Genomic DNA, 25,169 nt, shown 5'->3' with positions numbered 1-25,169 from the left:
AAACGTTTACACTCTTTTCTAATCTCTGCTTCGAACATCTATCCCTCTTACAAAAATAGTCGGAAATAATAATGAAAAAAACTCTTACCTCTATCGCCGTTGCTTGCTCATTAGCTACTGCAGTGCCAGCTACAGTAAGCGCTCACGAAGTTTATCGTGATGGCGCACGTTCTCTACATCTAGGCGGACGCCTATTCACTCTTTACCAAAGCTACGATGAAAAGCACTTTACTCAAGATGGCGATCAATATGCAGATCCTCAAGGTAATTGGAGCAACATGAATGCACGTATCAACGTATACGGAGAGCGCCAATTAAGTGCAGACCTTAAGTTTGCTGGTTTCTTTGAGCGTGAATTTGCTGCAAATGAAAATGATGAGCAGCGTGCCCTTTGGATTGGTGTCGAGAGCCAAGAGTACGGCCGTCTAACCTTTGGACGTGAAGAGAACGTACTGTGGAACGTCCGCCCGATGGCGGATATTGTTTCAGAGTCTATATTTGACGGTCGCCGAATCGTGGGTGCGCAAGATGGTGAGAACTGGTGGAATGACAACACCATTGCCTACAAAGTATGGAAAGAAAAATTCGATTTCTCAGCAGCTTATGTTCTAAACAGTGGTGATACCCATGACGGAGCTACTAGTTTTAACATGTCTGGTAAATACAAAACTGATTTTGGTTTAGATATTGGTCTGGGCTATGTTTACGGCAAAGAAAAAGAAATGGACTGGGGTAATGGCATATACAAAGAAAATGAAACTCAGCACCAATACTGGGCGGGTTTACAGTACCGTATTGCTAGTTGGACCTTTGGTGGCGTAGCCTCTTTTGCAGACATCCAAGACACGGCTACAAATAAGAAAGATGAATGGTTCGATTTTGAAGTGGCCGCTACTTACGACATTAATCAGTGGACACTTGGGGCGGTATACGCACAACGTAACACTGAAGTGAAAGGGTCGTATACTCCAAGCGGTGACGAAGGTATGCGCTCGGGTAAGTACTCTGAAACTGACGCCATCAACTACGGCGCAACCTACCATGTAACTGATCACTTTAAAGTATTTGGTGTATTAGCATTTAATGATTCAGATAAGAGTGAAGAAACTAAATGGCACTTAGGTATTGAGTACTACTTGTAATCAGCAATATTAATAAAATTTTACTGTCCTTAATTAAAGCGATGCATTAGCATCGCTTTCTTTTTTGAACCACGTCACACTTTTTAAGGGTTTCTTACATGCCAAACACAGCCAAACGCATGAGTATTGTTGCGCTAACATGGCCTATATTTATAGAGGTTTTGTTACGAACAGCGCTAAATACCAGCGATGTGTTTATGCTAAGTAGTTACTCAGATAAAGCCGTCTCCGCTATTGGCGTTGTCACGCAAATCTCTTTCTTTCTTCTTATCGTTTCAAGCATGGTAAGTAGCGGAAGCAGCATTTTAATTGCTCAATACCTTGGCGCAGGAAATAAAGAAAAAACACACCAAGTAAACGTCGCTAGTTTTGTATTGGCACTTGGCGTCGGTGTAATACTAAGTTTGTTTGCTTGTTTTTCAGCGTTCTACCTACTGCCTTTTCTCAGCCTAGAAGCTGAAGTTCTTAGCTACGCAAAAGAGTATCTGGTGATTAGTGGCAGTTTTACTTTTGTCGTCACGTTTGGCGTGGTGATCTCAACGATCATGCGATGCCATGGCTACTCAAAGTCACCGATGATCATTAATTTGATCGCAGGGGTGATCAACCTAATTGGTAACTACATTGCGCTTTATCAACCGTTCGGACTCCCTGTTTACGGAGTATCAGGCGTCGCCATAGCAACCGTCGTTAGCCAAATTGTCAGCACACTATTGCTCTTTGCAATGCTTAGATACTGCTCAATACCGCTAAAACTGGCTCAATACCGTGTGATTCCAAAAGCGGTTTACAAAAAAATAGTGAAAATCGGTGCGCTTAATGCAGGTGAAGTACTCTCTTATAATATGGCTCAGATAACCATTATGTATTTCGTCATATCAATGGGAACCGCTTCAGTAGCCGCTTACACCTATGCACAAAACATTGCTCGAATCGCTTTTGCTTTCTCTTTAGCCCTTGGTCAAGCCACACAAATCCAAACAGGCTATTACATTGGAAAACAATACATCGACGAAATTTGGCAACGAGTGCAGTGGTACTTTGTTGCAGGGTTTATTGTCTCAGTATTGATGATGGGCTTGTTCTACCTATGTCGCTTCTCAATACTCAGCATTTTCACCCAAGATCCAGAAATCATACAGCTCACTGCGGCTCTGATTGGCGCTTCTATTTTTCTAGAAGCAGGCCGTGCGTTTAATTTGGTGTTTATCTCGGCTCTCAAAGCCAGTGGTGATATCAAATTCCCCGTAAAAATGGGCATCATTAGCATGTGGGGGATTGGGGTCGTGATGAGCTATATACTCGGCATTCACTGGAGTATGGGCGTTCTTGGTGCATGGATAGCCATCGCCATGGATGAATGGTTTAGAGGCCTTATTATGGTTAGACGCTGGCGCAGTAAAATATGGTTGCAGTTTAAGCTGTAGAACAATTCAATATAATAAAACCTGTCTCTATTTTCATCTCCCAATTATGCGAATGAGATGGGTTTTACATACGAATAAAAAACGATTTTCAATTGAAAATGTTTCCAATTTTAAACGTAATTTAAAAATTGTAACAAGAGAATAACCCCTACCCGAAAATCATTTTTCCAACCCTGTTAATCGATATAATTCAGTCTTTAAAATCTTAAAAAATAGAGGATTAACATGGACCTTAATGTAGCTTCAGTTCTAATCATGGGATCAGCTAGCGTAGTCGCAATTGTCGTAGGTTTATACTTAGGACTCTCACGAGCAGCCAGCTAATCACTCAAAAGAGTCGCTCTACTATTTACGCTATACACCCAAATAGGAGCGACTTTCTTCTTGTCGACACTCTAACCGTTTTTCCCAAACTCTCTGGCAACCCTACAAGCCTCTAGGACATCAACTCGAACTCTGATATCGCTATCATTACTTCATTCTCAAAAGCTAATTAGTCACACCTTTGAATGTGGATCAATATTGCAGCTTCAGGGTCTAAGATCGGTAAACTCAAACCTACCTTTTGTAGCAAACTCCCCTTCACCATGAGTGGACTTTCTTCGGTCCAAGCTGGCTGACACTTCATTAGGCCCGAACTTGATTGTGGGAAGCTAACTAGTGTGACTAGATAGTGACTCTCCCCCTCTAGCATCGCAAGCTTTAGCGGCTCCATGAGCATGTATTCAGGCATTGCCAGTTGCGCGACTGTGATGAGCATTTGCTTCTCATCAAACACTCCGTACGCCTGTCGGCCCTTGTCTTGGCTATCTAGATAAAAGCTTTGCCCTGAATGAAGCAATGGTCTAAAACGTTTATGTAGATTGATATAGTGCTTAAACTCCAGCTTCTCTTGTTCAGTTTCAGCAACAGGATCCAGCTCTACCCCCATATGGCCAAACAACGCGGTTAAACCTCGAAAGTGAATGTCATGGATTCGACGCGTGGTGTGGCTTTTTTTAGGGCCTATGTGCGCGCCCATAAGCTCTGGTGGGAAAAATATACTCATGTTGCGCTGAATTGTTTGTCTCTCTAACGCATCGTTGCAGTCTGACGTCCAAAAACGGCAGGTATAGCGCAAAATCTCATAATCCATCCGCCCGCCCCCAGAGGAGCATGATTCAATCTCTACATCTGGGTGAGCTTGATTTAACTTCTCCAGTAGGCGATACAAGGCACGAGTTTGACCATGGACTGCCGCTCGTCCAAGGTGGCTAGCCTGTACGATTTCTCGGTTCATATCCCACTTCAAATAGCCGATATTATGATCAGCTAGCAAAGTGTTTAGTGCGCCATATAGGTAATCAAAACAGTCTGGATTTTGTAGGTTAAGCAGATATTGGTTACGCCCAGTGATAGAGCAGTATCCGTCAGTAGCTAATAACCAATCAGGGTGAGAACGAAACAGATCGGAATCGGGATTAAACATCTCGGGCTCAACCCATAGACCAAACTCCATTCCCAGATCATTAACCTGTTCGATCAGCGGAGATAACCCTTGAGGATACTTAGTTTTATCCACCAACCAGTCACCTAACGCCGCTTTATCATTGTTACGTCCTTTGAACCAACCATCGTCGATAATGAATCTTTCAACACCAATTTTAGCGGCTTCAGAAATCATCTCACTCAGGTAACTAGGTTTGTGATCAAAATAGATTCCTTCCCAAGTGTTGAGATGGACAGGTCGAACTTTCGCGTCATCAAATCGAATCAAGTTCTCGCGAATAAAACGGTGGAAATGTTTTCTCAACCCATTGATGCCCCTTGAACTGTAACTGGCGTAAAGCGTAGGGGTTTGATAACGCTCGTTTTGATTTAATTGCACCTCGCCCGGCAGCAATAACTCTCCGGCTTGCATCAAACGACGACCATCACTTTTCACCTCAGCTTTCCAGCGATGATTACCACTCCATGCTAAGTGAAAGCCCCAAACCTGCCCCTGTTGTTCTGAGAAACTCTCTTCGCCAATCAAACATCCTGGAAAGTATTCGTGTGAAGTTCTTCCTCGGCGGTTCTCTTGGGTAAATTGACCATGATGCAATGCCGTTCGTTGCGACTGTAACTCCCTACTCCATCGCCCATGAAATGAGAGAACTTCATTCGCTTGATAGGGAAGAGGAAGCGTTAGAGTAAACTGATTAAGAGATAGAAAATCTTGATGGATATTAGTGACGCTCATTCGCTTTGAAAGCACGTTTGATACTTCATCTAAAGTCATCTCAATAGATACGTTTAACGATGCCAGTTCATCTCGGCACTCTATCACTAGAGTCTGCCCTGTCTGTTGATGAGAGTGGTAATCTAGCTGAGGCGACCAAGCTTGCCCATCTCGATGCGCTTCAATGCCCAGAGAGCCGAAGTTCGCTCGGCCAAGTTCAGGACACAGAGTAATCGGAATATCTTCATCGATTCGAGCTTGCATCAATCCTCTATCAGTCAACGATAAAAAGCTCTCAATCTGCTGATGACTTAATAACTCTAACTTCTCTCCCCAATAGATGATCGCAGGGCTAGGCAACAAATTAATAAGAATGGTGGAATCTTGGCTATTGAGTTGGATTGTTTTATTCATCAGCGTCGCTCTGGCATAGTCTTAAACGAACATACTCTAAAGGCATGTTATGAAAAAAAAAGCAGTGCTCATGCACTGCTTTTTGTTTATCTAATACGTTATCAGGTTCAAATACGGTAGCTAGGGGGAAAATCTACAGACTTGGTATACGCAAACCATCTTTAAATAAGTGCGTATTTTCGAGTGCGAAGCTAAACGTCATTACATCACCACGCTGCGCTTCCATATCACCAGAAACATGAATCTTATAGTTATGATGTCCGCCCACTTCACCAAACAAATAAGTACTGTTACCTAGTCGCTCAATATCGCTCATGGTGAATTTTAATTGGTTTGGTAACTCAACACCTGCGGCATGATGCTCTGGGCGAAGTCCAAACGTGACCTTATCGCCAATCGACAAACGGGCAGCTTCACACGTCAATGTAAACGACTGTTGATCAGGCAAGATGATAGTAACTGAGTTACCTTGAATCGCGGTAATCGTTGCTGGCAGCATATTCATTTTGGGAGAGCCGATAAAACCGGCTACGAACTCATTTTGTGGGTAGTTGTACAGCTCTAATGGTGACCCTACCTGTTCAACTTGACCATCACGGAGTACAACAATCTTGTCAGCTAAAGTCATCGCTTCAACCTGATCGTGCGTTACGTAGATCATTGTTGTATCTAGCTCACGGTGCAGGTTTGAAATCTGCAGACGCATATCAACACGCAACTCTGCATCGAGGTTTGATAGTGGCTCATCAAACAGGAATACTTTTGGATCGCGAACAATAGCTCGGCCGATAGCCACACGCTGACGTTGACCACCAGACAGATCTTTTGGCTTACGCTCCATTAGTTGATCAAGCTGAAGAGCTTTTGCTGCTCTGTCTACACGACTTGCGATCTCCTCTTTCGGGAAACCGTTCATCTTCATGCCAAAGCCCATGTTCTCTTGTACCGTCATGTGCGGATACAGTGCGTAAGATTGAAATACCATGGCAATGCCACGCTCAGATGGATCAAGGTGGTTAACTACTCGGTTTTCAATTTCTAGATCGCCAGAAGTAATCTCTTCAAGGCCTGCAACCAAACGCAGCAACGTTGATTTACCACAGCCCGATGGCCCTACAAAAACAACAAATTCACCCTGTTTGATATCGAGATCAACACCCTTGATCACTTTTGTATCGCCGTAGTTTTTTACAATTTTAGATAGCTTGATGTCAGCCATAATTCTTCCTCAGGATGTGTACAACGCTTTCGTTAAACACGTCTTTATCGAGTTAATTTGTTCATAGCCAAGCGCAGCATTGTCGCTTGGCCCATTATTCTTTTTATTCGTATCGGTTGTGTCTATTTAACTGAACCTGTCATACCTGCTACAAACTGCTTCTGCATTAAGAAGAACACAGCGAGCGTCGGCAATGTGGCCAAGACCGTCCCAACCATAATGACGCTGAAGTCAGGGAAGTAAGCCGATGACATGGATGACAACACTAAGTTGATCGTTTTAAGCTCTGCCGATTGCAATACAATCAGCGGCCATAGGAACGCATTCCATGAGCCCATAAAGACGATAATGAATGCCGCTGCGTAGGTTGTTTTCATCACAGGAAGATAAACGTATAAGTAGATCTTCCATTCAGAAACACCATCAACTCTGGCTGCATCGATCAACTCATTAGGAAATGCTTTGGTGCACTGCCTAAAGTAGAAAACGATAAATACCGATGCGACCGTTGGTAAGATAACCGCGAAGTGCGTATCCAATAAATTCAGCTTCGCCATCATGGTGAACAGCGGGATCATCATGGCTGCAAATGGGATCATCATGGTTAACAGCATCGCGGTATAAACGCGATCACGATTACGGTTCTTGTAAATTTCAAACCCGTAGCCCGCCATCGATGAAATAAGCAGTGTTAGCAGAGTACTTAAAATCGCGATTTTTGCCGTGTTACCAAAAATCAAAGTGATATCAACTTGCTCTGCAAATCGAGCTAAGTTAACAAACAGCTGATCGCCAAACGTGAACTTACCTGTGTTGATTTCTGTTGTGGTATTCGTTGTCGAGACCAGCATCCAGTAAAAAGGGAACAAGGAAACAACCGACGCAATAGTTAACATTGCGTACATAAAAACAGTAGATATTTTTGTTTTAGACATTATTTATCCTTAGCGATTCTGAATTGAAGCATAGCTAAGATAGCTGCGAAGAAAACGATGACGTAAGAGACTGTCGCGGCATAGCCAAAGTTAGGGACAAACTTAAATGACAGGTCATAGATGTACATCGACAACGTCATGGTTTCGTTTGCAGGTCCACCTTCCGTAATGTTCATCACTTCATCAAACAGCTGCAACGTACCGATCGTCGACATCACGGTGGTAAATAATATAACGGGCTTAAGCAGTGGAACCGTAATGAAGAAGAACTGCTTCACTTTGCTCACGCCTTCAATCGTAGCGGCTTCATAAATCGACTTATCAATGTTCTGCATTGCTGATAAGAAAAAGATCATGTTGTAGCCTGTCCAGCGCCAAGTGATCGCTAGAATGATGGTGACTTTTGCCCAAAATGGGTCAGACAACCATGGAATTGGGTCTGCAACTATTCCAGCCCAAAGCAAGAACTGGTTCATTATCCCTTCATAAGCAAACATACTTTTGAATAGAATTGAGTAGGCAACCAGTGATGTCACACACGGTAAGAAAATCGCAAGTCTAAACAACCCACGGAACTTCAAGTTAGGTGAGTTTAGACATGAAGAGAGCACCAAAGAGAGGAAGATCATTACCGGCACTTGGCACAGTAAGAAAATAAAGGTATTGGTCAGTGCTTTTATAAAAAATGGGTCGTTAAATAAACGCTCAATATTGCCAAATCCTACAAACTCCACCATGACACCGCGGCCAGAGTGCAGCGACATCCATAAAGAGTTTAGGATTGGGTAGATCATAAATAGAGCCACAAGCGTGACCGCAGGCAAAACGAACGCCCAACCATTTATGTCATAAAACCGGTGAAAACTTTTGTTTTTCATTTTCTTATCTGTCGAGTTTGCTAGCGTTGCACTACTCATTAAACATACCTATTAAATTAAGGCACTTTCAGCGTAGTCATTCGGTAATACGAAGTCTTAGCGCTGAGTAAGTGCCTTGTAAGCCGTATTAACGTAATTGATATTCTAGTTGCTGTTGAACGCGCTCAAGCATTGTATCAACAGGCATACCCTGCATCAGCGCTGGCATTTGTGAACTGATTGCGTTATCTACTTCATACGTATAGATACCGTAGTTCACTTGTGGGATATCAACTAACCAGCCAGCGAAATCAGAGTAAATTTGTTGCCCTGCAAAGAAATCAGATGTGTATTTGTACGCTTCAGATTTTGCAGAAGGTAAGTAAGAACCTACCGCACCGCGCTCTTTCAAAATCGTTTCGTAGAAATTCACGTCTTTCGCGTAAACGTCATTTAAGAAATCAATCGCCGTATCGGTTACTTTCGACGTACCTAATACGTACCAACTTGAACCGCCAAGGTTAGAGGCATTAACCGCCCCTTCTTTTGATAGTTTTGGTGTCGGTGCAATTGACCATTTACCCGTTTGATCATCGGATGCTTTCACTGAAGGTGTAATCCAAACACCGGTTGTGATCGTTGCAACTTGGCCGCGGTTAACGGTACCCACCCATTCAGACCAACCAACAGCAGGGCGAGAAAGATCATCAGACATCAACTGCCTAAACACTTCTAGTGCTTCTTTAAGTGATTCGTTGTTTACAAGGTTTAGAGAACCGTCTTCATTGAAGTACCACTCACCGCCAGACTGCATCATGATACGAATCATGGCTAAGTCATCTGGGTTGGTTCCAAGCATCGCAACGCCTGTTTTCTCTTTTACTTGCTTACCAATTTCAATATAACGTTCCCAAGTAATGTTGTGCATATCTTCAGCGCTGAACCCTGCTTTTTCCAGAATATCAGTACGGTAGTACATGCCCGTTACGCCCGTATCAAAAGGCATTCCGTATACGTCACCGTTGTAGCTCATCACGCTCACTTTGTAAGGAGCAAAAGCGCTATAATCCACTTTCTCAGTCATTGGAGCAAATGAACCTGGGTAGGATTGTAGATACTTTTGTGCATTGTAATCTTCAATAAGGACAACATCTGGCAGAGCAGACGTTACGCCAGACGCCAACATGGTATGAAGTTTCTGTTCAACCTCACCTTTAGAAAAGTCGATGATGTTAAATGTCACATCAGGATTCTCTTTGGTGTAACGTGCTGCCGCTTCTTCCATAATGGCTACGTTAAAGTTTGGATCCCATGCCCACACAGTAACTTCTTCAGCCAATAAAGCCTGGCTAAACAGCGACATACCGATAGCAGAAGCAATCAATCCTTTGGTCATCGTCTTTTTCATTGTGTTATCTCTCTTATTGTAGGGAACGCTTTGGTAACGTTTACACAAAATCTATCATTTAAGAAAATGAACAGTTAGTCATGAACGTGAAAACTGTGATCTGAGAAATAACAGACACCAACACCGTGAGAAAGATCACGCCCACACGAGGCTGTATATAATGAATAGGCTTTAATATATTTAGCCGACAACTAAGTTACAAACAATATTATCAATAGTAAATTTAGGGAGAATGCTTATCAAAAAGAACTCGAAACAACTTAATAAATATATTTACCATGTTGTTTTCGAACCGATTTGGAAACGATTACATAAAGAGAGGACGTGTAGTTGGGTGTTATACAATAAGTTTGAAGTATAGTCAGAGATGACGACCGACGTAGCAAATAAGGTATGGGCTTAAGGAGAGTATGGGGGTGCTCTGAATGATCCAAGTTTCTATTGATAATAGAGTGCAAAAAAGCGCCAAGGGGAACCTTAGCGCTCAATAGTTACGTGACCTAATATTTAATCGTATCTTAAAGCTGCAACACTATTTCTTGTTCGCGTACTTCATTGAATCGAGCGCGACCGCAAAGATAATGATCCCGCCTTTAATAATGTATTGCCAGTAAGGGCTTACGCCGATGTAGGTCATACCGTAGTTAATGATAGTAAAGATAAGAACCCCAGTTACTACCCCCATTACACTACCAACACCACCAGCAAATGACACGCCACCCACCACACAGGCAGCGATGGCGTCTAGCTCGTACATGAAGCCTAAGTTATTAGTTGCACTACCTATGCGCCCCGCTTCCAACATGCCGCCAAATGCGTAGAACACACCGGATAATGCATAGATTTTAAGTAAAGTAATAGGAACATTAACACCGGATACTTTCGCCGCTTCTGGGTTACCACCAATCGCGTAAATGTTCTTACCAAAGACGGTTTTATTCCACAGTACCCAGACAAAACCAATCGCAAAAATAGCGTAGAAAGTTAAGTATGAAAGCCTAAAGTCACCGAGGCGAATAAACCCTTGAGCAAACTCAGAAAAACGATCATCAAAGCCAGCGATTGGGGATGCTCCTACTGAGTCAAAGTAGAGCGAGTTAACGCCGTACACCATGATCATTGAGCCCAAGGTGGCGATAAATGGCGTCACTTTTAAATACGCGACGATAATACCGTTGATCAGGCCAATCAAAGCGCCAACTGCACAGACTGCAATAATCACCACGACAATTGGGATTTCACCTAGAGCCGGAAAAACCTTGTTCACATTGTCAGTAGCTTGAAGCAAGGTGGCCGACAATACTGCCGCCAAACCAACCTGACGACCCGCAGAAAGGTCAGTACCTTGAGTAATAATAAGGCCAGCAACACCAAGCGCAATAATGATACGTACTGATGATTGAGTCAGAATATTACTTAAGTTACGCAAGCTTAAAAATGACGGTTCTTGAATGACAATGACCGCAAGTAAGATGAACAGTACCGCGTAAATACCGCCTTCTTTGAGGTATTTCAACATGCTCAGTCTTTTTAAAGTATCCATCTAAGATATTCCTTAAAGATAGCGAGAAGCTAGTTCTATAATTTCAGTTTGAGTCGTTGTTTTTGTCTCAACGATCCCAGCATTGCGACCATTACTCATCACCATAATTCGGTCGGTCACTCCGAGAAGCTCCGGCATTTCTGATGAGATAATAATGATCCCTTTTCCTTTTTTCGCGAGGTCCAAAATCAATTGATAAATCTCGTATTTAGCCCCCACATCAATACCGCGAGTCGGCTCATCAAGCATCAATATTTCAGGGCTAGTTAGCAACCATCGACCAATAATCACTTTTTGCTGATTACCGCCCGATAACGAACCGATATTGGTGGCATGAGATGGTGTTTTCACTCGCATTGAATCAATCACCCACTGGGTATCACTGCTCATTTTTTTATTACTTAGCAGGCCCAAAGTAGATTTATATTCATCAACATTCGCGACCAATGAATTGAACGTAATATCGAGGTTTGAATAGATCCCAGTAGAGCGACGCTCTTCGGTAACCAACGCGAAACCATTACCAATAGCTTCATGAGCATCTCGGTTTTTCATTGGTCGACCGTGGAGGTGTATTTCTCCTTCACTGCGTTCACGTACGCCAAACAGTGTTTCAACAATGTCTGTTCGTTTAGAACCCACAAGCCCTGCAATACCCAACACCTCTCCTTGGCGAAGCTCAAAGCTAATATCTTTTATAGAAGGTTGATTTAAAGCGGTGAGATTACTGACTTTGAGAATGGTATCTTTCGGTTCATTATCCTTTTCCGGAAAACGTTGTGTGAGATCACGGCCGACCATCATGGCAATGATCTTATCCATATCGAGATCTTTCAATGGCTTAGTATCAACCCACTGACCGTCTCGTAGAACGGTGACTTCATCACATATCGCAAAGATTTCTTCCATTTTGTGGGAGATATAAACGATGCCACAGCCTTTTTCTTTAAGCTTTTTAATGATGGTAAATAGGTGATTTACTTCTTTTTCAGTCAGTGATGATGTTGGCTCATCCATAATCACGATACGTGCGTTATAGGAAAATGCTTTGGCGATTTCCACCATCTGCATTTGCGATACTGATAACGTCGACACTTTTACTTTTGGGTCGATATCAATATCAAGCTCTTCAAATACCGCTTTAGTGTCACGATACATTTTGTCGTGATCGACAAAAAAACCTTTTTTTGGATAACGACCAAGCCAGATATTGTCCATCACGGTACGCTGTAAAACTTGGTTTAGCTCTTGGTGTACCATCGACACGCCTGATTCCAGCGCTTGCTTTGACGATTGAAAATTAATCTTGTCGCCAAGGAAGACTATATCGCCTTCATTTTTTTCATAGATGCCAAACAGACACTTAAGGAGGGTAGACTTCCCTGCTCCATTCTCGCCCATCAAAGCATGAATGGAATGTGGACGAACCTTAAGGTTCACCTTATCTAATGCCTTAACACCCGGGAACTCTTTACTTATACCTGTCATCTCTAACAGGAATTCTTCTTGATTAGCCATGGCTTCACTTACTACAGAGTGAGAAATGAGTAAGGAGCAAAACGCCCCTTACTTACTTTAATCGTTAGAAAATTACTCTAAAGTGCTCTTATCAACACCCACGTAGGCAACACGCACTACTTTGTTGACAACTTCCCACTGAGTACCTTCTGCCGCAGGCTTACCGTTAGCCAAGTTACGTGCTAATTCAAAGGTCGCTTTCGCTTGAGATCCAGCGTCGTTTAGAACAGTACCCGCCATTTTTCCTGATTTAACCAATGCGAGAGCTTCACTTAGTGCATCGACACCAAATACAGGTAAATCAGAATCTGCGGCTTTAAGCGACTCTATCGCGCCCATTGCCATGCCATCATTGTTGGCAATAACAACTTCAATTTTGCTGCCGTTCGGGCCTGAAATCCATGCATCCATCTTATCTTTCGCCATGGCTGTATCCCACATGCCAGTATCAAGATGAAGTTTTTCAGTTTTAAGCCCACTGTCATTAAGAGTGCTAATAACGTAAGAAGTACGCGCTTCAGCATCTGGATGGCCCGGTTCACCTTTTAGAAGTACATATTGAATTACGCCATCACCATTAAGGTCCCAAGCAGGGTTCGCTTGCCAATGCTGCGCTATCAAGTCGCCTTGAATGATGCCCGACTCTTTAGAGTCTGTACCCACGTAGTAAGCTTTGTCGTAGCTTGCGAGTGCTTTTGCTGACGGTTCTTTGTTGTAAAACACAATTGGCACATCATCCATTTTTGCCTTTTTGATAATCACTGGTGCAGCAGCTGGATCCACCAAGTTGATTGCTAACGCTTTTACGCCACGCGCCAACATCACATCAATCTGGTCGTTTTGCATCGACTGGTTGTTTTGTGAATCATTCATCAAGATACGAGTATCACCATCTTGATCTGCTTCTTTTACAATTGCTTGGCGTACAACAGACATGAAGTTATCGTCATACTTATAGACAGTGAAACCAATCGTCGTATCTGCGATAGCTTGAGTTCCAAAAGTCATTCCGGCGCACAGCGTTGCCAATAGTGTTAGCTTTCTCATTGAACAAGTCCTATTTGTAATTGTGTCTTTCTAAAGGGTGTAGGAGGTAAAAACGTCTTTTTGTTATATTCAAACAATGAATGGAAACGTTTACCCAATCGAGTATAGTGATATTTAGAACAATTAATGTGAATTGGTTAAAAGTTTGTTCACTCTCGAAGGAAATGTAACGATTTATGTTATTTCTATGATGACGGTAACACTTTGTACGATTTTAGAGCGGAAAATTCGATACAGCGATACAAAAAGAGTGCTGTGTCACGATTTTAACTGATTGCTAATAAGGTTGAATTGAAACCAGATCCACAAAGAAAACGACAAATAAATGCAGTCATGTGGAAACGTTGCCATAATGATTGGAAATTATTGCTGTTTGAAGAACTTCATTATGAAATATTTCACGCACATTACGCATTAAGTGCTCTGTGTGCACTTTATAAGGTTTACCCTATTCCATCGCTATTTTTTTCCATATTCAGATACCGTTTACTCATAGCGCACTCTAAAATGGCGCGTTATCTTTTCCTTTGAGCCACTTTGATGCCAAACACCGACTCCACGATGAACAAACGAATGAGTATTGTTGCCTTAACTTGGCCAATATTTGTTGAGATATTGCTAAGAACAGCCCTCAATACCAGCGATGTATTTATGTTGAGTGGTTATTCAGACAAAGCCGTCTCCGCCGTTGGTGTCATTGGGCAAATATCGTTCTTCTTAATTATCGTTTCATCTATGGTCAGCAGCGGTACTGGCATTTTAATCGCTCAATACAATGGCTCATCACGCGCGCAAGACGCTAGTTATGTGGGTATCGCCAGCGTTATCCTATCGGTCATTCTCGGTATTGCGCTCAGCGTCATCGCTATTTTAGGGGCACACTATTTTTTACCTCTCTATGGGCTAGAAGCTCAAGTTGAACAGTACGGCTATGAATATCTTGTAATCAGTGGGGCTATGACGTTTAACCTAACGATTGGTATTGTCTTAGCGACGATATTACGCAGCCACGGTTATTCCCGATCGCCTATGGTGATTAACCTCATCGCAGGGGCAATCAACGTCATTGGTAACTACATCGCTCTCTATCAACCTTTTGGAATCCCTGTTTATGGTGTTGAAGGGGTCGCGATTGCAACGGTGATTAGCCAAGTTATCGCCACCGGAATGCTTTGGGTTGTCTTGAAAAAGAAAGATATTGAATTACCCTTCCATCAATACAAGCAAATACCAAATGAGATTTACCGCAAGATCATCAAGATCGGCGGCATGAATGCAGGGGAAGTGCTGTCGTACAACATGGCGCAAATGGCGATCGTCTATTTCGTCGTTCAGATGGGCACTTCATCCCTTGCGGCCTTTACTTATGCTCAGAATATTGCCCGAATCGCGTTTGCTTTTTCACTAGCGCTTGGGCAAGCGACGCAGATTCAAACGGGTTACTATGTTGGTAAAGGCTGGACAGACGAAATATTAACTAGGGTCCAGAAATATTTTGTGATTGGCTTTTTAGCCTCAACCTCATTAATGATTGCCATCTACCTCGTTCGTTTCGAGTTAATTCATTTATTCACTCATGAACCAGAGATCGTCGTCATCACCGCTAGCTTATTAACAGGATCAATCCTTCTTGAAGCCGGCCGAGTATTTAATCTTATCTTTATTTCGGCACTCAAGGCGACGGGAGATATTAAGTTCCCAGTCCAAATGGGCATACTGAGTATGTGGGGGATTGGCGTAGCAATGAGTTACTTGTTTGGTGTTCATTGGGGGTATGGCGTATTGGGTGCATGGATGGCGATTGCACTTGATGAATGGTTTAGAGGCTTAATAATGGCAAGGCGCTGGCGTAAAAAAGAGTGGGTTAAATTCTCTTTATAAGTAGTAAGTGCTTGTTTATTGGTATCACGTACTAAAAACCGAGCGATTGTCGCCAGAACCACCGTATAGCAAGCACCAAAGGCTTAGATTGGTCTACACTCTTATAAAAAGCAAAAGGCTATGGAGTGTATGAAGCAAGCACAGCTACCCAATAGAATACTGCTTTCGACTATTTTTATCGGCTGCCTCTTTTTTAGTTTCAATACCGTGATGACTCGTGGTGAATCGTTATGGATGTATGACTCTAAGCGACTCTTTGTTTGCGCAATCGTGGTTATTTTTTGCTTGGGGCTCGCTCTTTTTAAAGAACATCGATTTCAGTTTTGGTCAACTTTTAGTAATGTCACACCATTGTGTACTGCGCTTGTTATGGCTCTGTTTACCTTTGCAGCTATTGCAAACTGGCAGCGTGTTTATGTTTGGAATGCACAAGAGAATTACTTCTACATACTCGGCCTCGCTATTGTCGCCACCAGCTTAGTTCCTATATTGCGCCACCACCGAGTATTGGTTTATCAGTACTTCTCTTGGATTTCCATCTTTCTATTTTTATCCATCGCATCAGTATTTTGGTTTCGTGCCTACATGCAATTACCAGAATCCATTCATTCGATATTAAATCCTCGATTTATCAATCAAGTTCAAATATGGCTACTGATCCCTATTTTTTATCTCACAATCATTTGCAACCGAAAGCATTATTACCATTATGTCATGCGGATCGTTTGTGCACTTAATGTGACGACTATACTCGCCACCGATGCGCAGGGAATTGCCGCGGTAGGTGTGGTTTCAATACTTTTATGGGCATGGCTAGAGGCAAACTGGCGTAAAGAGATCATCATACTACTCATTCAGTCCATTATATTTGGCGTAGTATTCAAATTCATCTTACTCTCCCCTGTGCCTGAGTGGTTTTTACATGGCAACGTGTTTACGTGGAGCACACTAAAAACGGAATCATCAGGGCAGATAACCTTGTGGCTTGAAGCTTTTTCACTGACAAGCTTCTGGGGGCTGGGTGGCGACTCTTTTCTATGTTTAAAGGAGAGTTTTTCACAACCACCTAACTGGCCTCAATGGACAAATATTAGTTGGGGTATAGTGCCTCTTGTCTCCTACTTTGCTCTTCTTATTTATGGTTTTTCATCAGTTGCGAAAACTAAAAATCAGATGGTTCGAGTTACCGGCCTCAGTATGTTGATAGGCCTAACCTATAGTTTAGTTTCTGGGGTATTGGACTCCCCAATCAGCCAGTTGATCGGTACGTTTAGTATTGCTATGTATTGGGCGAGCATGAAGCCGACACCACCACTTGCTCGCCATAGCTCTCTCTATCAACATACCATCATTATTCTTCTCTCTGTTCTGTGTATTTTCTTTATCACAAACAAAGTGAAGCAACGTGTCGATATTTATCCTCAAGTAGAGCAAGCTTCAGAGTTTAAAACTCAGATATGGCTTGGTTATAACTGCTTGCTGCCTGATCTACCGAATAAGTAAAAATAGCAATATTAGTAAGGCATAATTGGACCTCAAAAAAGTAAAGCAGCCTCTATATTTGTTCTAAATTATCTTTATTCACAACTTGACGAATTAGTCCCTGAAGCCATTGAGTTTTGTCATCTTGATGTTTGCTTGCTCGCCACAATAACGAAATGTCAAAATCAGGAACCTCTATTGGAGGCGGAGCCGTCATCAATTGGTCATTAAATGCGTCTGCTTTTGCCATTAGTTCTGGAACAATCGCGATCAAACGACGGTTATTAAGCAAGCTGCGAATAGTTAAAAAATTACGTGACGCTACAGTAACTTGGCGAGATAAACCAAGTAGAGCCAAACGTTTGTCCACTTGTGTCGATAAATTACCATCAGGACTGACTAACGCTTGATCGATATCAGCAAAACATTCTATTGTCAATTGTCCTTCAAACGTGACTTGTTTAGGGTCGAACAAACAAACATGCTTTTCGGTATAAAGTTTCGCTGAATTAAATAATGTATCGACTTCAGGAATACTACCTATCACCGCATCAAGCTTCTCCTGTTCCGCCAATTTAACGTAATTGTAGCGATTCACATTGATAAAGCTGACTTGCGCTTTAGGCGCACTATGACGAATTGCATCATACAAAACGGGGGCATAAATAAATTCAGCGTAATCGGTAAGTCCTATTCGACACACACCTTCGTAGTTTTCTGGCAGAAAGTTTTCTGTTGCTAGTAGTTGTGTCGAAATTGAATCAAGCAACTTGAAAACCACTGGCGCGACTTGGTTCGACCGATCTGTCGGCTCCATACTGTGTCCTTTACGCACAAACAACGGATCATCTAGAAGTAGCCTCAAACGAGATAAACTGTGGCTCATTGCTGACTGACTGACATAACTTTTTTCGGCTGCAACACTAACACTGCGATATTGATATAGCTGAGAGAATGTCACCAGTAGATTTAAATCTATGTTTTTCCAATTAATATCACTCAATCGACACTCTCCAATATACGTTCATCATCGATAATCCTATCTTATTAATAGTACAGATTAATACTATTAATTTGAATCATTCTAGTGCATTTCATACAGTACCGCCGAATGTAATTACTAATTTAGAATGTAGAGAAAATTATGTGGTCTATTTTTAAAACCTTCTTTGCTTTAGGTTGGATCTGTTTTGGTGGTCCTGCTGCTCACATTGGCTATTTTCGCAATGCGTTTGTGGAAAAGAGACAGTGGTTGGATGATAAAGAGTACGGTCAAATCGTTGCTCTAAGTCAGTTTTTACCCGGACCAGGTTCGAGTCAGGTTGGTTTTGCTATTGGTTACAAAAAAGCAGGGCTCGGTGGTGCAAGTATGGCTTTCTTAGGCTTCACACTACCTTCAGTATTAATCATGCTCACTTTGGCTGTTTTAAGTAGCCAACTCACTGAACACTCATTGTTTCAAAGTATCATTCACGGTTTGAAACTACTCGCTGTTGTTGTTGTTGCTGACGCGGCTTGGGGGATGTATAAGAATTTCTGTAAGCAGACTTTAACTGTTGGATTGTGCGTCGCGACCGCGGTAGCGTTACTTATTATGCCAAGTATCGCTACCCAAATTGTCGTTTTGCTAGTAGCCGGACTCATTGGCGTTAAGCACCTAGCTACTTCAACCCCACAGCAAGACAATACACCCTTTAAGGCATCTGTATGGCCCCTAGTTTTATTTGCTGTATTATTGCTCGGCCTACCTTTTATTACATACCTAGCTCCAAGCATTGCATTGTTTAGTGACTTCTTTCAGGCAGGGAGTTTAGTCTTTGGAGGGGGACATGTTGTACTTCCACTGCTGCAAAACATTGTAGGCGACCAGATAAGCACAGATGCGTTCTTAACTGGCTACGCTGCTGCTCAAGCTGTTCCTGGCCCAATGTTTACCTTTGCCACGTATATTGGCTTTGAAATGCTCCCTGAAAGCCCTGTCGTTGGTGCTATCGTTGCGACACTGGCCGTATTTTTGCCCGGCTTCCTACTGCTACTTGGCGTATTAAAAAACTGGCAGCAGCTAGCAAGCAACCGTAAAGTATCAGGTGCGATTGCAGGCGTTAATGCGTCTGTAGTTGGTCTTTTAATTTCAGCCTTATATCAACCGGTGTTTACGAGTGCCATATTTAGCGGTCTCGATATATCTCTGGTATTGATCGGTTTCTTTTTATTGAAACAGCTTAAACTACCGATTGTATGGATGGTTGTGTTCTTTGCTTTATCTGGCATTGCTTCAGGACTCATTTAATCACCATCTTTTAGTGCTAGAGTCGTTAAAATCACGGCTATTAACCCCAGCGAATAAAAAAGGAGAGCGTTCGCTCTCCTTTTTAGTTTCTAACTGTATTCATTTAATCAAAACAGACGTTATTACTGAATCTCTACATCAACGGGATCTTCAATTGTCTTTGCTCTCACCTCAGCAAGTGCTCGCTCTAAGTTCTCATTAGCGACTTTATAGTAAGACGGTTTTTTATCGATTGCCTGCTGTAAGTAAGGGATAGCCTTGTCTGGATTCCCTTGAAGTATTAAGAAATACCCCACGTTATTGAGGGCTTCCGCCGCATCCATTTGACGCATAAAGACATTAATTGCTCTCTTTATCTGTCCCTTACTCAAATAGATCAGAGCTAAGTTATTCTGAGCTTTTTCATCATTGGGATTTTGCTCCAATGCAGATAAGGTATATTTCAACGCTGTTTGGTAATCTCCCGACATATAGTACGAATAGCCCGTATTGATTTGAGCTTTAATCGAGCGAGGCTTTATCAATAGCGCCTTCTTGTAAAAGGCCTGCGCTAACACATGGTTCGCTTTAACATCGGTTAACACCCCAAGCCCCATGTAAGCTGTTACTGGTGACTCATTATCAACTTGAAGCACGTCCACATCCTCAGGATTGACTAAGTCATCTTGATTAAGTGTCGAGATACTTTGTAGCCGTACTTGGTCGGCATTCAATGCGCGTAAATAGTAGCTATAACCTTGATCAACGTCGCCAGATTTTGCATAAATACTGCCTAACTGCTCAAGCACTTTTATATTGTTTGGGTTTTCTTGCAGTGCGATTGAATAAGATTTTTCAGCTAATGCGAGATTGCCACGTGATTGGTGAATTCGACCAATGTTATACAGTGACTGATCGTGATATTGACCATCAGGAAAAGAGAGAGACCGAATATATTCATACAACGCCAAATCAATATTGTTCTTACTCAGTGCTATATCGCCACGCATTATTGCTTCTTTTTCATTTAATGGTGGCGCATCTGACGTTAGTGTATCGACGGGTCGTCCATCATATAAAGTAGTATCAAAACCAGGTTGTTCAGGTTCAGCAGCACACGACGTCAATAGCAGTGATAAACCAATACCAACGAATAATCTACATCCTTTCATAAACACTCCTTACTTACCTAGCGTTGCCGTGATACTCAACATAGATGGTCCTATCGCAACGATGAAGAAACATGGCCAAATAAAGAGCAGTAATGGAAAAATCATTTTAGTAGGGATCTTAGCTGCGATCTCTTCAACTTCTTGGTTACGGCGATCTCGAAAGTCTTCAGTATATTCGCGTAAAGTTTGAGAAATACTGCCACCAATTCGCGATGCATGAGCAAGCATTTTGACCAACCCCGTAATTTCTTCTACACCCGTTCTATCAACCAAATCTTCAAAGGCATCTGACATTTCAACCCCAGCTTTAATCTTGGCACAAACAGTATCTAATTCATCAGCAAACTCAGGGTGTGAGATCATTAACTCGTCCGCCACACGTCGTAATGCAGAGTTAAACCCTAGGCCAGACTCGGTACATACTACTAATAAATCCAAGGCATCTGGGACCCCTCCTCGAATTTTTGATTGACGTTTTTTCACTATTTGGCTGAGTACAATATTAGGTATAAATAGACCAAAACCGACACTCCCTCCCATAGCTAACCTTAGGCTGCCCATATCAGGTAAGAAGTAATAAAATGAAGCGGCCATCATTACTCCGACAACAAAGGAAAACACTTTAATCGCGTAAAATATAGTTAGAGCATCAGCGTCATGATAGCCTGCATGCATCAACTGATGTCGAATGCTCTCACTCTCTTTAGAGTTTTTTGGGGTCATCATTGGTGCTAAAGACTCTAAAGTGTTGTCAAGCTTACGACTTTTCTTGAGCTTCTCTCCCCCAGACTCCTTTCTTATCGCTTCAAGCTTTCTTTTAATTGGTGATTTAAAGCCAAATATTATAAATGCTACAGTCATGACTATTAAAGTTGTTGTAACCAATACCAACATTAATAAAAATGTCTGTTCATCAATATTTATTTGGTTAAGCATTTCAATAAGGCGATCCATAGTTACACCTCAAAGTTAATTATATTTCGGATCCAAATAGAGCCAAAAAATAGACTGATTATCCCACCACTCACTAAATTCATTCCCCTAGGGTCTTCCCACAAAGGAGCAACGTACTCTGAATTAGAGAAGTACATGAAAATAAATAGAATGAAGGGAGACAAAACCAAAATCCATGCTGATAAACGGCTCTCTGCTGATATTGTTTTGATCTTTCGCTGTAATTTAAAACGAGCTCTTAAAACGTGTGATACTTTCTCTAAATTCTCAGACAAATTCCCGCCCGTTTCTTTTTGCAATATAACTGCACTTGAAAAGGCGAGCATAGATACTGTGGGAGTTCGTTCTGCCATTTGCATGATTGCAAGGCGCATATCATAACCATAATTAAGTAAATTAAATGTATTCTTGAATTCAATCCCTATAGGCGCTGGCATTTCAGTTCCAACTTCATTAAATGCCTGCGTTACAGGCTGGCCGGCTTGAAGCATCCGACGCATAATATCCAATGCATCTGGCAATTGTTCTTCAAATTTAGCTAAACGCTGTGAAATTTTTCTCTGAATAGTCATATTCATAAGAACCCACACGCCAATAAAAGAGGCTACTTCAACATACCAAGGTTGACCTAGAATAAGCAGAATGATCGAGGAACTTAGTGCAAGCATGAAAGTCACTGCTAATGTATTACTCAAAGACCAGTCATATCCAGATAGCTCTATGCTCTTTTTCAAGTTGGATAGGATACCTATCTGAACCAATTTCCTATCGGTTGGTGTCAAGCTCTTTAAGTAATGTTCATGTAGAAGAGAGCGCGTCTCTTCATCTAAGTTAGACTGAGACTCTTTTAACCTGTCAGAAAGCTCTTTGTGTTTCGCTTTGCTCCCTGCTGCAGGTAATATTAATGCTTGGGATATAAACACCACAGCAAAAAAGAGTAATACATAAAAGAGCGTCGGATCTTGTCCCATTAGTTGCCACTCCTATTGATAGGTCTCATTAAAAATTTCAAATGGCATGTGCAGGCCTTTTTTTGACAAATGGTCATGGCAAGCAGGCACAACTCCAGTGGCGGTGAAATAACCTATTACTTTGCCGTCCTCATCCATTCCTTGACGTTGAAATTTAAATATTTCTGACATAGTAATTATCTCACCTTCCATGCCGTTAATTTCCGTGATACTGGTCATTCGTCGGCCACCATCTTCCTGACGTTCCATTTGCACCACAAGGTGAATCGCTGATGCAATTTGGGCTCGTAAATTCTTAGTCGAAATGTTCCAACCTGCCATTGAGAACATATTCTCAACTCGGCTCAAAGCATCTCTTGGTGTGTTGGCGTGTATCGTTGCCAGTGAACCATCGTGACCAGTATTCATCGCGGCCAACATATCAACCGCTTCACTTCCACGGACTTCGCCTAATACAATCCTATCAGGTCGCATACGAAGGGTATTTTTAACCAAATCACGTTGCGTGATCTCACCTTTCCCTTCCAAATTAGCAGGTCGGGTTTCAAGGCGGACCACATGAGGTTGTTGCAATTGAAGTTCGGCTGAATCTTCAATTGTTATGATGCGGCAATCACTTGGTATAAACCCCGAGAATATATTCAGTGTGGTTGTTTTTCCTGAGCCTGTACCACCAGAAATGAGGATATTTAACTCCCCGTGAACTGCGGCCTCTACAAATTTAGCCATAGGCTCAGACAAGGAGTTATAACCAAGCATATTATCCATAGTGAGCTTATCAACGGCAAAGCGACGAATAGAGACGGAAGGTCCATCTAGTGCAAGAGGAGGAATAATGGCATTCACACGAGAACCATCAAGAAGACGCGCATCAACCATTGGCGAGGCTTCATCAATACGGCGCCCTACCTGACTAACAATTCGATCGATGATGTTTCTTAAATGGCGATCATCTAAAAAAGTGTAAGGCGTGTTTTCCAGTTTACCGTGTCGTTCAACAAAGACGCTTTTTGGTCCATTGACGAGAATATCCGATACAGTGGAGTCATTGAGTAAGGGCTCGAGTGGTCCTAATCCAAATACTTCATCTTCAATTTGTGTGATAACACGTTTACGACCTTCTGCACTCAACGCGTGAGTTTGGTCGTCAGCCATCAATTGAACAATGGCGTCATGCAGATCTTTTTTCGCTCGCTCTTTTTCTAGGCTCGCTAAAAGACCCAAATCTAAGGTTTCAAGTAGGCGTTGATGATAATAGTGCTTAGTTTCCACTTCTTGCTCTAACTGCTTTTTCGCATCATCTACGGCTTTATCTCGCTCTTGTTTCTCAAGCGACTTTCTTTCCCCTACATGTGTTGATGCTTCCGAGTTGCTCGCCAAAGATTCACTGACAATATTCTTTTCACTTTCTTGTCTCTCAAAGTTTTGGTTCTCGGCTTCAGCTAACTTTTCTTGCAGTTCAGGGTTTATATTTTTTCTTTTAAAAAACATCCTAACTCCCTACTCCATTAGGAAAACAGGCTTTTAAACCAACCTTGTTTTTGTTCACTCTCTGGCATCATAGTTAGGGTAAATTCCGCCACTGACTTTGCTATCGAGCTTTTATTCTTAGCTTCAATAAATGGTCGACCTAAATTCGCACTTTCAATCGCCACTTTAAAATCATTCGGGACCATATGCACTTTGACCCCAAGTATGGTTGACTCTATATCTTTCAACTTAATCGATTGACGCTTTTCATAGCGGTTCACAATAACTTCAAGTTGCTCTGTACCAATACCAAAATCTAAAGCTAACAATTTAGCGATACGAGACGTATTTTTTATCGAAACTAGATTTTGCTGAGTGATAAGAAACACCTTGGTTACAGGTGCTATCACCGGAGCAAAAAGGCGATCTACTCCTCTAGAAAGATCAACAATCACATAAGAGTAAAACTCCCTAAGTATAGGAAGCAATTTGTTTATATGCTTCGCTTTATCATAATTATCATGGGTATTCTCATGCTTAAAACCGAGTACATGTAACCCAGATGAATGCTTAGTGACTAAGCTTGCTAGTGATACCTCATCGAGATCAGGAACACTCGCAATAGCATCAGATAAACTGTAGGGCGAAGATACGTTGAGATAGTCCTCAATTACGCCAAATTGCAGATCCAAATCAAGCAATAGAACTTTGTCAGGAAACTCCTTCGCGATCGTGATAGCGGAATTGAGCGCCAACGTAGATGCACCTGCACCACCTTTTGAATTTACAAAAGCGTACATCTGACCTAAATCTCTGCTAGCTACTTTTTCCTCTGCTACATTTTTGAACATCGGAATAAGTGCATTAATCTCAGACCGATCTGAAACAAAATCAGCAGCGCCAATACGGAGCGCAATTTTCAATGCACCGTTATCACTTTCATTACCAAAAACAATCAAAGAGGCTTCATAACCTTCTGATGCAGCAGGCGCCTCATACTGTTGAAGCTCTACGATCTTTTGTGCCCAATTGGGGCCAGTTTCAACAAAAATAAGATCAGGCGCGGTGAATTGAGCAAGGTTAGCTACCACAAGGCTATGTAGGGAAATGGTCTCGAAGCTAATACTTTGGCACTTGGCAAGCTCTTGACCTATGTGTAATTGAAATCGATCGCTAGAGTAAAATACCCAAATATTAAGACTGGTTTTCAAGCGTATCTGATTGTCATCATTTCTGGTTAGCTTCACAGCCTCTCCCATA

At 42.1% G+C, this 25,169-nt stretch carries 19 protein-coding genes; 5 read left to right on the top strand and 14 right to left on the bottom strand.

Going from position 1 to position 25,169, the window contains the following annotated elements:
• The first annotated feature begins 71 nt into the window (after positions 1-71).
• Complete coding sequence (locus L4C54_RS14170; RefSeq protein ID WP_428808695.1) at positions 72-1,142, top strand: porin; 1,071 nt, start codon at positions 72-74, stop codon at positions 1,140-1,142.
• A gap of 98 nt (positions 1,143-1,240) precedes the next feature.
• The gene (locus L4C54_RS14165; protein WP_428808694.1) at positions 1,241-2,569 is read left to right on the top strand and encodes an MATE family efflux transporter; all 1,329 of its coding nucleotides are present in this window, start codon (positions 1,241-1,243) and stop codon (positions 2,567-2,569) included.
• A gap of 493 nt (positions 2,570-3,062) precedes the next feature.
• On the opposite strand, the gene L4C54_RS14160 is transcribed toward L4C54_RS14165, so the two are convergent.
• From L4C54_RS14160 to mglB, 8 genes are all read right to left on the bottom strand, one after another.
• The gene (locus L4C54_RS14160) at positions 3,063-5,183 is read right to left on the bottom strand and encodes an alpha-galactosidase (RefSeq protein WP_428808693.1); all 2,121 of its coding nucleotides are present in this window, start codon (positions 5,181-5,183) and stop codon (positions 3,063-3,065) included.
• A 133-nt stretch (positions 5,184-5,316) separates the two neighbouring features.
• Positions 5,317-6,402 (bottom strand): ABC transporter ATP-binding protein, encoded by a 1,086-nt coding sequence (locus L4C54_RS14155; protein WP_428808692.1) that lies wholly within the window; start codon positions 6,400-6,402, stop codon positions 5,317-5,319.
• 122 nt (positions 6,403-6,524) lie between these two features.
• Positions 6,525-7,337, bottom strand: a complete 813-nt coding sequence (locus L4C54_RS14150) for a carbohydrate ABC transporter permease (RefSeq protein ID WP_428801036.1) — start codon at positions 7,335-7,337, stop codon at positions 6,525-6,527.
• Positions 7,337-8,254: a carbohydrate ABC transporter permease gene (locus L4C54_RS14145; protein WP_428801037.1), complete on the bottom strand. Its 918-nt coding sequence runs from the start codon at positions 8,252-8,254 to the stop codon at positions 7,337-7,339. Before L4C54_RS14145 ends, L4C54_RS14150 begins: the two co-directional genes overlap by 1 nt.
• Before the next feature lie 88 nt (positions 8,255-8,342).
• Positions 8,343-9,602 carry an ABC transporter substrate-binding protein gene (locus L4C54_RS14140; RefSeq protein WP_428808691.1) on the bottom strand — a complete coding sequence of 420 codons (1,260 nt, stop codon included), beginning with the start codon at positions 9,600-9,602 and terminating at the stop codon, positions 8,343-8,345.
• Between the two features lie 532 nt (positions 9,603-10,134).
• Complete coding sequence (mglC, locus tag L4C54_RS14135) at positions 10,135-11,145, bottom strand: galactose/methyl galactoside ABC transporter permease MglC (protein ID WP_428801039.1); 1,011 nt, start codon at positions 11,143-11,145, stop codon at positions 10,135-10,137.
• Between the two features lie 12 nt (positions 11,146-11,157).
• Positions 11,158-12,663, bottom strand: a complete 1,506-nt coding sequence (gene mglA / locus L4C54_RS14130; RefSeq protein WP_428808690.1) for a galactose/methyl galactoside ABC transporter ATP-binding protein MglA — start codon at positions 12,661-12,663, stop codon at positions 11,158-11,160.
• A gap of 72 nt (positions 12,664-12,735) precedes the next feature.
• The gene (gene mglB / locus L4C54_RS14125; RefSeq protein WP_428801041.1) at positions 12,736-13,710 is read right to left on the bottom strand and encodes a galactose/glucose ABC transporter substrate-binding protein MglB; all 975 of its coding nucleotides are present in this window, start codon (positions 13,708-13,710) and stop codon (positions 12,736-12,738) included.
• Between the two features lie 540 nt (positions 13,711-14,250).
• Between mglB and L4C54_RS14120 the strand changes: the two genes are divergently transcribed.
• Complete coding sequence (locus tag L4C54_RS14120) at positions 14,251-15,591, top strand: MATE family efflux transporter (RefSeq protein WP_428808689.1); 1,341 nt, start codon at positions 14,251-14,253, stop codon at positions 15,589-15,591.
• Between the two features lie 129 nt (positions 15,592-15,720).
• Positions 15,721-17,094 carry a hypothetical protein gene (locus L4C54_RS14115; protein ID WP_428808688.1) on the top strand — a complete coding sequence of 458 codons (1,374 nt, stop codon included), beginning with the start codon at positions 15,721-15,723 and terminating at the stop codon, positions 17,092-17,094.
• Between the two features lie 52 nt (positions 17,095-17,146).
• Here L4C54_RS14115 and L4C54_RS14110 read toward each other — a convergent pair whose 3' ends face one another.
• Positions 17,147-18,076 (bottom strand): LysR family transcriptional regulator, encoded by a 930-nt coding sequence (locus tag L4C54_RS14110; RefSeq protein WP_428808687.1) that lies wholly within the window; start codon positions 18,074-18,076, stop codon positions 17,147-17,149.
• A 141-nt stretch (positions 18,077-18,217) separates the two neighbouring features.
• Here L4C54_RS14110 and chrA point away from each other — a divergent pair, with 141 nt between their 5' ends.
• Positions 18,218-19,363, top strand: coding sequence for a chromate efflux transporter (chrA, locus tag L4C54_RS14105; RefSeq protein WP_428808686.1), 1,146 nt, complete (start codon positions 18,218-18,220; stop codon positions 19,361-19,363).
• A gap of 122 nt (positions 19,364-19,485) precedes the next feature.
• Here chrA and L4C54_RS14100 read toward each other — a convergent pair whose 3' ends face one another.
• The 5 genes from L4C54_RS14100 to L4C54_RS14080 are packed head-to-tail and all read right to left on the bottom strand — an operon-like array spanning position 19,486 to position 25,168.
• Positions 19,486-20,514: a tetratricopeptide repeat protein gene (locus L4C54_RS14100; RefSeq protein ID WP_428808685.1), complete on the bottom strand. Its 1,029-nt coding sequence runs from the start codon at positions 20,512-20,514 to the stop codon at positions 19,486-19,488.
• A 9-nt stretch (positions 20,515-20,523) separates the two neighbouring features.
• Positions 20,524-21,468: a type II secretion system F family protein gene (locus tag L4C54_RS14095; RefSeq protein WP_428808684.1), complete on the bottom strand. Its 945-nt coding sequence runs from the start codon at positions 21,466-21,468 to the stop codon at positions 20,524-20,526.
• A gap of 2 nt (positions 21,469-21,470) precedes the next feature.
• Positions 21,471-22,439: a type II secretion system F family protein gene (locus L4C54_RS14090; protein ID WP_428808683.1), complete on the bottom strand. Its 969-nt coding sequence runs from the start codon at positions 22,437-22,439 to the stop codon at positions 21,471-21,473.
• A gap of 12 nt (positions 22,440-22,451) precedes the next feature.
• Entirely contained in the window at positions 22,452-23,930 is a 1,479-nt protein-coding gene (locus L4C54_RS14085) for a TadA family conjugal transfer-associated ATPase (protein WP_428808682.1), read from the bottom strand.
• A gap of 17 nt (positions 23,931-23,947) precedes the next feature.
• A complete protein-coding gene (locus tag L4C54_RS14080; RefSeq protein ID WP_428808681.1) occupies positions 23,948-25,168 on the bottom strand; it encodes a nucleotide-binding protein in 1,221 nt (406 codons plus the stop codon).
• Position 25,169: the final 1 nt, after the last annotated feature.

The sequence above is a fragment of the Vibrio lamellibrachiae genome, from assembly GCF_050337265.1.
In the GTDB taxonomy this organism is placed as follows: domain Bacteria; phylum Pseudomonadota; class Gammaproteobacteria; order Enterobacterales; family Vibrionaceae; genus Vibrio; species Vibrio kyushuensis.
The sequence above is the reverse complement of the archived record's forward strand: the minus strand, read 5'-3'. Positions and strand labels throughout refer to the sequence as shown.